Source organism: Halomonas sp. OfavH-34-E, assembly GCF_024124525.1.
GTDB lineage: Bacteria > Pseudomonadota > Gammaproteobacteria > Pseudomonadales > Halomonadaceae > Halomonas > Halomonas litopenaei.
In genome coordinates this window covers 1-12,580 of sequence record NZ_JAMXRY010000041.1, presented here as the reverse complement: position 1 = coordinate 12,580, position 12,580 = coordinate 1, and the positions used below count along the sequence as shown (strand labels likewise).

Annotated in this window: 23 protein-coding genes; 13 read left to right on the top strand and 10 right to left on the bottom strand. The window is 65.9% G+C overall.

Translation table 11 applies throughout. The annotated features are described in order from the left end of the window. Position 1: 1 nt before the first annotated feature. From NH448_RS16690 to NH448_RS16645, 10 genes are all read right to left on the bottom strand, one after another. Positions 2–676 (bottom strand): helix-turn-helix transcriptional regulator, encoded by a 675-nt coding sequence (locus NH448_RS16690; protein WP_253029059.1) that lies wholly within the window; start codon positions 674–676, stop codon positions 2–4. Positions 677–694: 18 nt separating this feature from the next. Beyond that, positions 695–898, bottom strand: coding sequence for a hypothetical protein (locus tag NH448_RS16685; protein WP_253029058.1), 204 nt, complete (start codon positions 896–898; stop codon positions 695–697). Then, positions 895–1,368, bottom strand: a complete 474-nt coding sequence (locus NH448_RS16680; protein ID WP_253029057.1) for a hypothetical protein — start codon at positions 1,366–1,368, stop codon at positions 895–897. The genes NH448_RS16685 and NH448_RS16680 overlap by 4 nt, the downstream gene beginning before the upstream one ends. Continuing rightward, entirely contained in the window at positions 1,365–1,712 is a 348-nt protein-coding gene (locus NH448_RS16675; RefSeq protein WP_253029056.1) for a DUF968 domain-containing protein, read from the bottom strand. Before NH448_RS16675 ends, NH448_RS16680 begins: the two co-directional genes overlap by 4 nt. Beyond that, positions 1,709–2,167 (bottom strand): recombination protein NinB, encoded by a 459-nt coding sequence (locus tag NH448_RS16670; RefSeq protein WP_253029055.1) that lies wholly within the window; start codon positions 2,165–2,167, stop codon positions 1,709–1,711. Before NH448_RS16670 ends, NH448_RS16675 begins: the two co-directional genes overlap by 4 nt. Beyond that, entirely contained in the window at positions 2,164–2,706 is a 543-nt protein-coding gene (locus NH448_RS16665; RefSeq protein ID WP_253029054.1) for a hypothetical protein, read from the bottom strand. The genes NH448_RS16670 and NH448_RS16665 overlap by 4 nt, the downstream gene beginning before the upstream one ends. Beyond that, positions 2,706–3,392 (bottom strand): DUF6475 domain-containing protein, encoded by a 687-nt coding sequence (locus NH448_RS16660; protein WP_253029053.1) that lies wholly within the window; start codon positions 3,390–3,392, stop codon positions 2,706–2,708. Before NH448_RS16660 ends, NH448_RS16665 begins: the two co-directional genes overlap by 1 nt. Continuing rightward, positions 3,392–4,417: a replication protein gene (locus NH448_RS16655; protein ID WP_253029052.1), complete on the bottom strand. Its 1,026-nt coding sequence runs from the start codon at positions 4,415–4,417 to the stop codon at positions 3,392–3,394. The genes NH448_RS16660 and NH448_RS16655 overlap by 1 nt, the downstream gene beginning before the upstream one ends. Continuing rightward, positions 4,414–5,169, bottom strand: coding sequence for a phage antirepressor KilAC domain-containing protein (locus tag NH448_RS16650; RefSeq protein ID WP_253029051.1), 756 nt, complete (start codon positions 5,167–5,169; stop codon positions 4,414–4,416). Before NH448_RS16650 ends, NH448_RS16655 begins: the two co-directional genes overlap by 4 nt. 107 nt (positions 5,170–5,276) lie before the next feature. Beyond that, entirely contained in the window at positions 5,277–5,504 is a 228-nt protein-coding gene (locus NH448_RS16645) for a helix-turn-helix domain-containing protein (RefSeq protein WP_253029050.1), read from the bottom strand. Positions 5,505–5,663: 159 nt separating this feature from the next. Here NH448_RS16645 and NH448_RS16640 point away from each other — a divergent pair, with 159 nt between their 5' ends. The 13 genes from NH448_RS16640 to ssb all read left to right on the top strand — a co-directional run. Then, positions 5,664–6,182: a helix-turn-helix transcriptional regulator gene (locus NH448_RS16640; RefSeq protein ID WP_253029049.1), complete on the top strand. Its 519-nt coding sequence runs from the start codon at positions 5,664–5,666 to the stop codon at positions 6,180–6,182. A gap of 18 nt (positions 6,183–6,200) precedes the next feature. Further along, the gene (locus NH448_RS16635; RefSeq protein WP_253029048.1) at positions 6,201–7,280 is read left to right on the top strand and encodes a J domain-containing protein; all 1,080 of its coding nucleotides are present in this window, start codon (positions 6,201–6,203) and stop codon (positions 7,278–7,280) included. A 438-nt stretch (positions 7,281–7,718) separates the two neighbouring features. Continuing rightward, positions 7,719–8,027: a helix-turn-helix transcriptional regulator gene (locus tag NH448_RS16630; RefSeq protein WP_253029047.1), complete on the top strand. Its 309-nt coding sequence runs from the start codon at positions 7,719–7,721 to the stop codon at positions 8,025–8,027. A gap of 321 nt (positions 8,028–8,348) precedes the next feature. After that, positions 8,349–8,570 (top strand): hypothetical protein, encoded by a 222-nt coding sequence (locus tag NH448_RS16625; protein ID WP_253029046.1) that lies wholly within the window; start codon positions 8,349–8,351, stop codon positions 8,568–8,570. A gap of 171 nt (positions 8,571–8,741) precedes the next feature. Beyond that, the gene (locus NH448_RS16620; protein ID WP_253029045.1) at positions 8,742–8,879 is read left to right on the top strand and encodes a hypothetical protein; all 138 of its coding nucleotides are present in this window, start codon (positions 8,742–8,744) and stop codon (positions 8,877–8,879) included. Further along, positions 8,876–9,034: a hypothetical protein gene (locus NH448_RS16615; RefSeq protein WP_253029044.1), complete on the top strand. Its 159-nt coding sequence runs from the start codon at positions 8,876–8,878 to the stop codon at positions 9,032–9,034. Before NH448_RS16620 ends, NH448_RS16615 begins: the two co-directional genes overlap by 4 nt. Next, positions 9,031–9,231: a hypothetical protein gene (locus NH448_RS16610; RefSeq protein ID WP_253029043.1), complete on the top strand. Its 201-nt coding sequence runs from the start codon at positions 9,031–9,033 to the stop codon at positions 9,229–9,231. The genes NH448_RS16615 and NH448_RS16610 overlap by 4 nt, the downstream gene beginning before the upstream one ends. A 1-nt stretch (position 9,232) precedes the next feature. Next, on the top strand, positions 9,233–9,430 hold the full coding sequence (locus tag NH448_RS16605; RefSeq protein ID WP_253029042.1) for a hypothetical protein: 198 nt from the start codon (positions 9,233–9,235) through the stop codon (positions 9,428–9,430). After that, the gene (locus tag NH448_RS16600) at positions 9,390–9,620 is read left to right on the top strand and encodes a hypothetical protein (protein ID WP_253029041.1); all 231 of its coding nucleotides are present in this window, start codon (positions 9,390–9,392) and stop codon (positions 9,618–9,620) included. Before NH448_RS16605 ends, NH448_RS16600 begins: the two co-directional genes overlap by 41 nt. Then, entirely contained in the window at positions 9,617–9,895 is a 279-nt protein-coding gene (locus tag NH448_RS16595; RefSeq protein ID WP_253029040.1) for a hypothetical protein, read from the top strand. Before NH448_RS16600 ends, NH448_RS16595 begins: the two co-directional genes overlap by 4 nt. Before the next feature lie 82 nt (positions 9,896–9,977). Further along, the gene (locus NH448_RS16590) at positions 9,978–11,075 is read left to right on the top strand and encodes a lambda-exonuclease family protein (RefSeq protein ID WP_253029039.1); all 1,098 of its coding nucleotides are present in this window, start codon (positions 9,978–9,980) and stop codon (positions 11,073–11,075) included. Beyond that, positions 11,072–12,094, top strand: coding sequence for a hypothetical protein (locus tag NH448_RS16585; protein WP_253029038.1), 1,023 nt, complete (start codon positions 11,072–11,074; stop codon positions 12,092–12,094). The genes NH448_RS16590 and NH448_RS16585 overlap by 4 nt, the downstream gene beginning before the upstream one ends. 48 nt (positions 12,095–12,142) lie before the next feature. Next, a partial coding sequence (gene ssb / locus NH448_RS16580) for a single-stranded DNA-binding protein (protein WP_253029037.1) occupies positions 12,143–12,580 on the top strand: 438 nt, incomplete at its 3' end.

Here is a 12,580-nt window from a genome sequence, read left to right as displayed (position 1 = left end):
ATCAGGTGTACACCAGCTCCAGTTCCGGCTGGACACCGCCAGCAGCCGAGCGGGCGTCGCGATGCAGGCGCTTCAGCTTGCCTTGGGCAGTGCGGCCCGTGGCGGCGGCACGATCGACGGCGGATTGCAGACGAGCGCCGCCCTTCACGTTATCCCAGCGACGGGGGTTCAGCTCCTCGACGCGCGCCAGAGCATCCTCAGCCTCGCCCACCTGGTCGACGAGCAGGGTAACCAGCGACTCCACGGCCTCGAGGCGGTCCTGAACCTCGCGGGTGGCCACCATGTCCCGCCAGCGGATGCGTTCCCACTCCTCGCGCATCAGGATGATGGCGTCACGGGCCGCGTGATTGCGGACCTCGCCGACTTCCATGGATTCGGTATTGCCCAGCAGGTAGTCGATGGACACGTCATACAGCACGCCGGCGCGCTTCACGACCCACAACGGGATCTGCGAGCTGTCGCGGCCACCCTCGATCTTGGCCAGCTTGGTGGAGTTCGCGTAACCCAGCATCTGGGCCGCCTTGACCTGCGAATACCCCTGCATCTCGCGCGCCTCGCGCAGACGCTCGCCGACCTGGCTGGCCAGCAGCACTTGCTCCTGACGGGATGGCACCCCCTGACCACCCCGGCGTCGACGTCCCACTACCGCATTGGCTGCCGCCTCAACCTGCTCCATGCTTCCCCCGTCGTCAGCTCAACGTCCGTCGCTATGCGCCTGTGCGGCCCGCTTCGCGGCTGCCGCGTCCTCGCGCCACATGCCCAGCCTTTCGTCGCCGGCATGCAGCACGAACCATTCGTGCTTGCCCATCACCACCTTGGCGAGGCGATACGGCCCCGCCTGGATGCAGTAGTCGCTGACCTTCCGCCACTCGAGCTTTCGCTGCCGTGCTTCCCTCATGCCGCTCCCTGGTTGCCGGTCATCAGTTGGCGGCCGTACTCGGCCAGGCACACGGCGTCGGCGATACCGTCATGCGGCACGCGCTTCAGCCCGGGCGTGAGGTCGACCATGGGGAAGGCGCGCTTCACGAACGCGATGGCGTCGGACTTCTCCTTGGCGGTGCCGGCAAGTACGCGCTTCTTCCACGCCTGCGGGGTCACCAGGCGGTACGGGATGCCCAGGGCTTCACACACGCCCAGCAGGCGGCCATACCCGGCGCCGAAGTTGAAGGTGGACGTCACCCCCTGCTTGGGCATGGGGCCGACCTTCTCGATGATCACCAGTTCGGGGGCGGCGTCGCGCAAGATGGTGGCCAGCTCGTGGCCGTCGATGTCCTTGCCGACCAGTGGCATGGGGATGCCGGCGGCCTGGCCGTCGGTGATGGATGCGATACCCCCGGACTTGCCGGGATCGATGCCGATGATGCTCATGCCGTGGCGCCCTCCATGGCGTCGATGAAGGCGAGCGCAAGTGTCAGCTGCTCGCGGATGTCGGAGTCGGTGGCGAAGTGGCTCAGGCCCGCGCGGATCGTCTGTCGCAGCCACTCCACTTGCCAGGGCTGCCAGTCGGCGCGCTGGTGCACCATGCGGTGCGCCCACGGGGTCAGCGGCATCACGAAGGCGTCCGGGGCCTTGAGCCCCCATCCGGACAATCCCCAGCCGAGCCCGATGACGTGATGGGCCTCGCAGCCCTCCTCGCCGGTCATGCAGCACGGCAGGCTGCGCACCCATGCCAGATAGCGCTCGCTGCGCCAGGCCTTGCTCTTGGGGATCATTGGCGGGCCTCCCGATATTCCTCGTAGAGAGCCAGCGCGGGCTCACTCCACTGCACGCCCTGCTCGGTACCGAAGGCGTACATGCACTCGATCAGGTCGCAGAACACCCGCTTACTCATGCGGCTGGTGCTGAGCCCGACCATGACGAAACCGCCGTCCATGCCGGGCACCATGCGATGGCGTTTCAGGGCAGCGGTGGCCAGGTCCTTCCACTCGTGGGGCTTGAGCGTGACGCCGTGCCATACCACCTGTGTCGACAGGTCGTTCAGCATGGGCCACAGCTTCTTGTTCTGGGCGTCGGTACGCTTCTCCTCGATGCGGGTCAGGATCACGCGCACCGGGCCGCCCTTGAGCCCACGGCCGGCCATCTCCATCGCTTGGCTCATGACCGGGGCCAGCTGCCCCGGGTGCTGGATCACGTACTCGACCTGGTTGGCGGAGGCGGTGCGTGTCACGCCGCCCCCTCGGGACCGTGGCGGTCCTCCATGCAGTCCTTGGCGTGCTGGCGAGCGGCGTAGGCATGGCCAATGCAGGGGCGCGTCGGCTCGCCACTCACGTCATCGATGCCGCGGGCGTGGCAAAGGAAGGCCTCGCCGTTCTCCAGCACGGAGTCGGCATCGCTCTGGGTCGTGAAGCACTGGTTGGCGACGCTGCCCGCCCGGTAGGCGCAGCCGGGGCAGACACGCTCCCGGGCATGGTCGGGGACCCGCTCGGCCGCCTCGAGGCCGATCAGTGCCCCCTTCAGGCTCGGATAGTTGAGCTTGTCCGCCGAGTAGGGGTGCAGGTCGGTTTCCTGGATCAGCAGGTCGACGGCGTGCTCGCGGCCGTTGTCGATCACCTCATCGGCCAGGGCCACCAGGTCGACGACCAGCTCCAGCAGCGGGCGAGCGCCGGCCTTGGCGCCAAAGCGCAGCAGGGCCTCGACACGGGCTTCGCGCTCCTCGGTGAAGACAACGGCCTTCAGGGCTTGGCGGGCTTGGGGGCTGAGTTCCATTACGCCACCCCCTGCTGCTGGTTGGCCTGCATGTTCTCGATCAACCCTGCCAGCTGGCCGCCCGTCACGCGGCTGACCTGCGTGCCGTTGGCCAGGGCGCCGCGGCCACGCTCGGCCACCTGCATGGCGCGCCGCTGGTCACCGATCACGGCGATGTCTTTGCCGGGCAGGCGTCCACGCGAGTGCTGGCCGATCTGCGCGTTCTGCTGAGTCGACACGCCCGGCAGGAAGGCCGGCCACTCCTCGGGCTTGTGGATCGCATAGGCGCGGTACTGGGCCTCAAATCGCTGGCGAAGCCAGACGATGTCCTTCTCGCTGTCGACCATGGCCACCTTGGGCCAGCCACCCATGCGCTCGATCACGGCGTGGATCAGCGGGTCGTCGAAGCACACGTCGCGGTAGTGGCCCACGCTGCGGATGGCGCGCTCGACCTTCGCCCAGGCCTGAAGCGTCCGGCTCTGGCTGTCGCCACGGGCGAACTTGATCACGTCGCCCGGCTTCGGCGGGAACTGCCCGGTGTCCGGGCTCTGGATGTGCAGGGTCAACGCCCGCTGGATTTCGTCCAGCTCGAGGCTTTGCAGGGCACGGAAGACCAGCTCGATGGTGCCGGACGTCACGCTGCGGTTGTAGATTTCCTGCGCCTGGCTCCACACGTCGGCGAATGCCTCGAATTCATGATCGGTCATCACCAGTGCCCTCCGTCGTTGTCGAACAGGTCGCCGTTGCCCTCGGCATCGGCATTGCGGCGCTCCACGGCCTCGCGGATGGCCTGCTGGTTGGCGGCGTGCAGCCGCTCGGCTTGATTCATGCCCTTGGCGGGGTTCTCACTCGCCCCCTGGCGGCGGGCCAGCCAGTCGGCCTTCACGCCCTGCCACCCGGCCATCACGGTCTCGTCCAGAGCCTGGTCGGCGGTCATGCCAGGGATGCGGTCAGCAGCGCGCAGCGCCTCGTCGACGTTGAGCGTCAGCGCCCGCTGCGTGAGGGGTTTCTTCAGGGTTTTGCGGTGCTCGATGAAACCCTCGACGGCCTCCCGGGATACGTCGGCAGGCAGCTGGCTCAGGTCGAGCTTTGCCGCCTTGGACTTGGTGCCACCCTTGGGCTTCGCCTTGGGCTGGGGTTTCTCGGCGTTTGGTTTCTGGCCGGTTTCCGGCGATGCGCCTTCCCCCTCGACCGAAGGGAGAGGGGGAATGTCTTTCGTGTCTTTCTTTGTTAGGGCATCTTGCCCTGACTCAGTTAGGGCATCTTGCCCTGACTCAGGTGGTTTTTTTCCGCTTTGGGCATCTTGCCCTTGCTCGCGACGACGTTCGGGAGCGCGCTTTCTTGCAGTCGCAGATGGCAGCCATTGGTCGGAGTGCTTATTGAGCGAAACCGGGGAGCGACTGCTTCCCTGGCGGACGATGACCTTGCGACGAATCAGTTCGTTCAGCACCTTGGAGCAATCGGACTCATGCAGCCCGACCCCTTGCGCAATGAACGAAGCCGACATCCGCTTGGCCTTGCAGCCCCAGCCATAAGTTTGTCGGATGACGAAATGCACTACGCGAAACTCCCGCGCAGTGAAATCGGCGGTGCAAAGGGCGTCCAGAATCGGGTTCGCGATCCTCGTATATCCGTCCTCCACTTGGGGCCCCTTCGGCGTTTCTGCGAGCGCCTGCGGCTCCTCTGGCGGCTGCTCATGAGGGCGCTCGGGGAACTTCAGCACATTGCTCATGCCGGCACCCCCTCGAAGGTCTCTGCCAGCTTGGCCAGGCCCTTGGGGGTAACCTTGACCTGCTCGCACACCTTCTCGCTGCCGTCTTCCAGGTGAACAGTGGAAACCTTGTGCTCGAGCACTCCCTGGTGCAGGCGCGGCTGGTAGGCGATCCAGTTCTTGTTGCCGGCGCGGCGGTAGATCCAGCGATGAACCTGAAGCCAGGCAAGCAAGTCCTTGCGGCGAACCTGGAGGTGCTTGGCGGCATCGGTCAGGCACAGGGAGCCGTCGCTTTCCGCGATGCGGCGGAAGGCCTGAACCTTGGGTGCCTGCTCGGAAACGGTAGACTCCAGGGCCAGCACCTTCTCCGTGTAGCCCAACAGCAGCTCGCGCATGGTGGCCGGATCGGAGAGCGCCTGAAGCGGGTCCGTGGCGTCCGGCGCCTGCATGGCGTCGTAGGCGCGAATCACCTTGAGATGGAAGGCGGGGCTGATCCACATGGCGTAGGCGTAGACCAGCTCCTTCGCGACGAAGGTGCCGGTGACTCCGCGGCCTTTTATCGTGGCAACGGGGTTAGAAGCGGGATTTCCCGCTTCTAATTCGGCCACCAAAGCCTGAGCCTGCGCATTGCGCAGCCACTCACTTGGCTTGTGGCGCGACGCACCTCCTGAAGCCCGATGCAGGTCATTCAGGCAGAATCGCCCTTCCGCATCCTGGCGAACATCGACACCAGCCACGGCTAGCAACTGGACGTTTGGTGATTTAGCGTTCATAATCATCTCCATACGTGAAGTGACATCAACGCCCCGCGGTGGCAGCCGATCGGGGCGTTGTTGTGTCCGGGCCATGCCCGGTGCCGCCGGCGGCAGTTGCCGCCCATCTACAGGCCGAACCCGATGCGGCGAATCTGGTCGGCCGAGAGTTCTCCCTTCTGCTGCATGCCGGCCAGGACCTCGGCCCGAGACCGTTCGCGCAGCTCGGAATACGGCAGATGCCCGCGCTGAACCATCTTGTGAACGTTCTGCGTCGAGCACCCGAGTTCGCGAGCCACGGCGGTCGGGCCGCCGCAGTCCTTGATCAGCTCTCTGAGTGTTACCGGCTTCGTCACTAGGGTTTCCACCATAGAATCAACATTATGGTAGAGAGTATGCCACGTAGATTCGATTCTGCAAAAGATTGGTTGTTTCCGATGAATTGGCAGCGCGCGAAGTAGGCCTATAATCAACCAAACGATTGTTGTTTATTGCTGGCGTGGCGGAGGAAGCCAATGCCGAGACCTGCCTCGGAAGAAGAAGAGAAGCGCATCGTCTGGGAGCGAATCCTGGAAGCGGCGCTCAAGCACCATAAGCGCACCAAGGTCTACGGGATGCAGAAGGTCATCGCGACCGACTCCGGCGCCGGCACCGCGGCTGTCTCGAAGTGGGCCAAGGCCAAGTCGAAGCCGGAGCGGGAGACGCTGCGTCGACTTGCCGACCTCTACGGCGTATCGCTGGCCTACCTGCAAGGCAGGGATGCAACGGGTAGTGGGCCTGAAGGCGAGTTTGCGGCGCCCGACGAGCTGCTACGCCAGGCGGCCGACATCACCGACCTGGTGGTGTCCGAAATGCTGCCGGAAGGCACGGGCGAGCAGTTCATCTGGGTGATGCGACGGGCCCACGACCTGCTGCTGGATGGCATGGAGGAGAACGCTGCCCGTGGGCAGCTCGTGCTCGAGGTGCGGGACCAGAAGCGCAAGCACTGGGGAGAGCACGAACCCGTTGGCGAAGAAAGCAACGCCGACAGCTGATCGGCGGCGGCCCCGATCATGAAGGACTTCTACCTCTCGACCGCCCCGCTTCCCTCCTCGACTGCCGCCGACCAGGACGCGATGGTCACCTGGGCAGAACGCCAGGGTGGCTACCTGTGGTGCCTGTGGGACATCGCGCCCAGCCCAGACGTACGCCGCGCACCGGTCACGTCGGGCTATGCCGCCAATCAGGCCGATATGCTGGTCACCGCCCACGCCCTGGGCATGACGAACCGCCTGCGACTCAACTCCGAGCACCACATCAACGAGCGCCTGGCCGAGCTAGCCGCCGATCCCCGCCCCTTTCTGTCGGCCAGCGGCCGGCGCTGGGCGGTGTGGGCGAGTCCGGCGAGCTACTTGCTGGACCAGCAACCGCTGGCCATGCGCGAAGACGATGACATCCCTCAACAGTCGCTCGCCCGCGGCGACCTCATTCGTCGACCGGCCAGCTTCTTGAGCCGCCACCTGGCCCGACGGCGACTCAAGCGACTGGCGAGCCTGCGTCCTGCTGAGCGGGGAAGCCCAGCCGCCGTCTCGCTGTTGTATGCCCGGGACCGCTATGGGCGCGACACCCTGCACCGAGTGATACGCCACACCCCGCACCGCGTCCTGGTCGACGTCCTGCCCTTCCGCCCTGGCCCCGCCTTCCTGCACCCCGTCTGGCGCCAACACCTGGTGGACGTCGCCCGATTGCCGCGCGCCGAGCTGGACGCGAATGGTGTCGTCGACCATCGCCCCAGCAGTCGCGTCTACTACGCCGCCCCTCCGCCGGACTTCCATCTCTACGACGAGCTCGCCGACGACGACTTCGACGCCTTCATGAACGAGGACAGCCCGCTCGAGCATCACGCCTGGCAGGATCCGCAGCCGGAGATCGATGCCGTTATCGAGTTTCCGCCTGGTGATGCGAGCTGGGCTCTCGACGCCCTTGGCCTGATCGAGCCGCCGACCGCCCCGGCCACTCTGAAGTCCGCCTACCGGCGCGCGGCGCGCGCATCCCACCCTGATCGCGGCGGCTCCAGTCTCGCCTTCCGCACGGCGCGAGCCGCCTACGACTTCTTCATCTTCAACCTGCACCTGCTTGCCCATCGGGGATGAGCCCTTCCATATCCGCCCTTTTTTGGCCGGAATTGTGCCCATCTCCGAAATCAACCGCCGGCTTTCCCAAAAGAACCTTAGCCGACGATATAATTGAGACTCCCTCCGGGAGGGCCATCGCAACCAAAACTCAGACATCGTGCTGGACGGGCAGGAGCCGTCTGCCAGCACTGTAGAACCGTGGGGTAAGAATGGATCACCGTCAGAATCAGCCAGCTCGCACGTCAGGGAAGATGTCCCGCGAAGCCCTCAACCGCCTGGACGACGCCTATGACAGGCTTCGGAGGGAGCGAGCCGGTAAGTTTTTTTCTACTGTAAAATCAACTCATTGCACTAAGAATCGCCTTCCCGCCTAAGATAGAGTCAATTCTATAGTTGACTCAATCCGCCTCGACTCATACTATCAACTCATCGGTTGATTGTTGAGGCGGATTCGAGATGAGCCTGACCAAGCGTCAAACACAGATTGTCGAGCTCCTGGCACGCGGTTTCACCGCTCAGGAAGCCGCCGACCAGCTGTTCTGCGCGCTGCCTACGGTTCGCCGCCACCTTCAGATTGCTTGCGATCGTGAAGGGGCGCGCAACACCGCCCACCTCGTCGCCCTCTCCCTCAGCCGGGGTTTCATCAAGCCGCTCTGCATCCTGCTCGTCGTCACGATGTGCAATTCGCATCTCGACGGCCTGCGCCGCGGCGCCCCCAAGCGGCCATATCGCCGCCTGGATGACATCCCGGCCATCGTCATCTGACCCAACCGATCGCGCTCTTTAACAACTCGAGATCCCTTTCCCGCTGGGGTTCAAGCGGGCATCTGCCGCCGCCGGCAGCCGCCAGAAGTGGCCGGCCGACGGCCTTCGGCCAAATGCAGGCAGATGGATGTGTCGATCCCGAGCGGGTCGCCTGAGTCAGTGCGGTGGGAGCCGTGACTCTCGGGCGAATGCTGGCAGGCATGGAGGAAAGCGACTCCGCGGCACATTACCCACGAACCACGCGGCCACTGCGCAAGTGGCAAGCGCCCCCTTCCTGACGGGGCGGCCGGCATGACACCCACCCATCACAAGGGAGGAAGCATGGCCATCGACACGATCGACGCCGCCTTCGAGGACATGGGGCGACAACTGCAACTCAAGATGAAGCCTCTGGCGGAAGCGGCGAGACGCTCGCTGCAAGCCGGAGGCAGCTTTGAAGTCCTGATCAGCGTCAGCCAGGAGAAGGCCGGGGCGTCAGTCACCATGCGCAGCCGCGCAATCCATGGACAGACAACCCTCGGCAGGCTGATTCGCCTGAAGTAGCAAGCCAGGCCCCTGGCGACAGGGGCCATCGAGAAGCGCCTTGGCGCTGCAGGTCTCTGACCCTCCCGCCGTTGTGGCGTCAGGGTGCTTCTCGATGCCAGTGGCATCACTTCAGTTCCCTGCACTTTGCCCGGCCCCGCCGGGCTTTTTTACGGACACCTGGAGCCTGGCATGAGCCCGATCGCGAAAAACGAGAAACGCATCCAAAACGACCAGCGTGGCGCCGCTCGTTACGCCAACCGGCGACGCATCGACCAGATGCTTCGCGACATGCAGCTGAAACGCGAGCTCAAGGAGGTATGGCAATGAACCCTGCTGCCGCTCTCGCCGCCTTCCTGGCGGGCTACATCGACCCGGCACTGGCCGGCGCCATCGGGTCCATCGCACTGTTCGTCGGCATGTTCGGCCTGGCCGGGCTGTTTGCCGTGATCGTCACTCACTTCGACTCGGAGGCCTCGCCATGATCCGCAACCCCGCCCTCGAGGAGCGCCGCGCCCAGTTGCGCGCCCAAGGCGTCGTCATCACCGGCCCCGAGCGGCCGATCATCGGCTGCCGAGCCCACCAGCCGCCGGCTGACCCCGCCAACCGAGCCCGTCTCGCGTCGTTCCACGCCCGCTGGAACGGCCAGGCCGAGCCGCGTCTTCAGCTCTACCGGGGGTGATATGGACGAAGCTGCATTCCGCCACGTCACCGACCATCTCATGGCCGTCGGCGGCACCGACGTGCTGATGATCGACGGCCGCATGTATCAACTCACCGCCGAGCAGCTGAGCGAGAAAGCGTCCGAGGCTGTCCGGCAGTTCCTGGAAGGACAAGACGATGCCGACATCGCCCCCGACGCCGAACCGCCCTCGGCTTGATCCGCTCGACCTGCTGGACGTCCTGCGAGAGGCGGTGCAGGACGACAACCTCGGCCCCGAGGTTGCCGACGGACTGAGCGCCCTGGTCGAAACCGACGGCAAGGATGGCGGGGCCGCCCAAGCCGCGGCCGGCAGCCTCAAGGCCGCTCTAGACTGGCATCGCGCCCGCGGTGGGAGGGTGTTCGCATGATGGCAGCCCGCATCGCCGGCATTCCGTGCCTGGTGGAAGTCACCAGCTACATCCCGGGAGAACCGGGCAGCTTCTTCGAGCCGCCCAGCGGCCCGGAAATCGAATACGAGGTCTACGACCGGCGCGGCTACAAGGCCAACTGGCTGCTGGCCAAGATCACCGACGCCGACGACCTCGCCATCCTGGATCAGCACGAAGCCACGCTCCAATCACGCCGAGACGAGGCGCGCATCGACGCCTACCTCGACTCCCTTGAAGCCCACGCCTGGGCATAAAAAGGCCCCGCCAGTTCGCACCTGACGGGGCCTGCTGCTGTGACCGACAACCGTTATCGAATCACCCGACGAGGATAGCACCATGAGCATGACCATTGAACAAGCCAAGCATGAGCTGACCACCAACCATCGCGTCGCCACTCTCGGCATGCCGGAGGATGTCTGGCTGGAGCTGCGCGGCATCGGCATCGGGGCCAGCGAGGCCGCGGCGGCCGTCGGAGCCAGCGAGCACCGCACCCCGTTCGAGATCGCCGAGCGCAAGCTGGGCCTGGCCGACGATGACGCCGATGCCAACTACCGCCGCCGCCAGAAGATGGCCATGGGCCACGTCATGGAGCCGGTGACCGCCGCCCGCTTCGCCGAGTTCACCGGGCTCAACGTCCAGAACTTCAACTGCATGCTGGCCCACCCCGAGCACCCCTTCATGCTGGCCAACATCGACCGCCGCATCGTCGGCGTCACCGATGCCCAGTCGGCCTGGCTCGAGCTGACCATGGGACAGACCGTGAAGGGGCCCGGCGTGGCCGAGCTCAAGAACGTCGAGTTCCCGAGTGGCTGGGGCAAGCCGGACAACGTGCACACCACCGGCGGGCTCTGCACGTCCGGCGAAGTGCCGGAGGATTACTACATCCAGGTCCAGCACCAACTCGCGGTCACCGGCTACGAGTGGGCCTTCCTGGTGGTGACCATCGCCGGCTGGGAGACCCGCTGGTACCCGATCGTTCGAGACGACGAGCTGATCGACGACCTGATCGCCCTCGAGGGCGACTTGTGGGCCGCCATTCAGCGCGGCGAGCTGCCCGAGATCGACGTCGAGCACCCCAAGGCCATCGACCTGCTCAAGCGCCGCTACCCGGGCACCGACGGCAGCATGGTCGACCTGTCCGCGCTGGAGCACTGGCGCAAGGTCGAGCAGCAGGCCAAGGAGGAGATCAAGGCCCTGGAGACCACCGCCAAGGTGGCCCGCGCCCACATCCTCGAGGCCATGGGTGACGCCGCGGTAGCGACCTTCGGCGACGACCAGGTGATGCGCCGCAAGGTGACCAAGCGCAAGGCCTACACCGTCGAGGTCGGCGAGAGCGAGTACGTCGACACCCGCTACGGGAAGATGAACAAGGCCGAGAAGGACCAGCTGGCCGCGCAGGCCGATGAAGCCGAGCAACAAGGAGAAGCCGCATGAACACTGCCACCGACACCCGGACCACCGAAGCCGTCCAGCAGCAGGACATGCAGGAAGCCGACTTCCACGCGCCGGCCGAGACCGGCGCCACCACCGGCGTCGAGCTGGCCACCGACGAGGTGCGCAACCAGTTCATGAAGGCCATGACGCCGCGGTCCTTCGACGACGTGTGGCGCATGTCCGACATGATCGCCCAGAGCGACCTGGCGCCGAAGGACTACAAGGGCAAGCCCGGCAACGTGATGATCGCCTGGCAGACCGGCGTCGAGCTGGGTATCACCAGCCCGCTTCAGGCCATCCAGAACATCGCGGTCATCAACGGCCGGCCCACCATCTGGGGCGACATGATGTTGGCCATCTGCCGCGCCGCGCCGGCCTGGTCCGAGGCCGACTTCGCCGAGTGGATTGAAGGCGAAGGCGCCAATGCCGTCGCGCACTGCACGGTGCGCCGCCGGCCGAACGGCAACGTCGCCCACTACACCTTCAGCATGGCCGACGCCAAGGACGCCGGCCTGGTCGGCAAGCAAGGGCCGTGGCAGCAGTACCCGAAGCGGATGATGCAGATGCGCGCCCGGGCCTTCGCGCTGCGTGACACCTTCACCCCGGAGCTGAAGGGCATCCGCATGGCCGAGGAGGAGCGCGACATCACCCCCGAGGCCGGGCAGCCCGCCCAGCAGGCACCCGCCAGCGGCGGTCAACAGCAGCGCAACGGCACCGCCGGCCGAGTGGGCAGCAAGCTCGCCGGGCAGCGCCAGAAGGCCCAGCAGCGCCGCCAGGCCAAGGAGGTCTACGAAGGCACGGCCGAGGCCACCACCGACACCCAGCAGCAGGGGGAGGCCGAGCCGAGCGGCGAGATCACCTGTGCCTTCGTCTGCGAGCAGATCAAGCAGGCGACCACCCCGGAGGAGATGGACGAGGCCATCGACCTGGCCCGCCATGTGCCGGAATCCGACCGCGGCGTGGTCAATGAGGCCTATAAGGCACGCCTGGCCGAGCTGAAGGCTAACGCGCAGCAATAACCCACCACCCGGGCGGCCAGCGCGGCCGCCCGCCCACGAGGAGACACCATGGCCAGAGGGGTCAACAAGGTCATCCTGATCGGCAATATCGGCCAGGACCCGGAGGTCCGCTACACGCCATCCGGCAACCCGGTCGGCAACCTGCGTCTGGCCACCACCGACAGCTGGATGGACCGCCAGAGCGGTCAGCGCCAGGAGCGCACCGAGTGGCACAGCGTGGTGCTGTTCAACAAGCTGGCCGAGATCGCCCAGCAGTACGTCCGCAAGGGCTCGCGGGTCTATATAGAGGGCCGGCTCCAGACGCGGAAATGGAAGGCTCAGGACGGCCAGGACCGCTACAGCACCGAGATCGTCGCCAACGACATGCAGATGCTCGACTCCCGCGGCGACCAGCAGGGGCAGTCGGCCGGCGGCTACGGCGGCCAGCCACAAGGCGGCTACGGCCAGGGCGGCGGCCAGCAACGCCGCCATCCACCACCCCAGAGC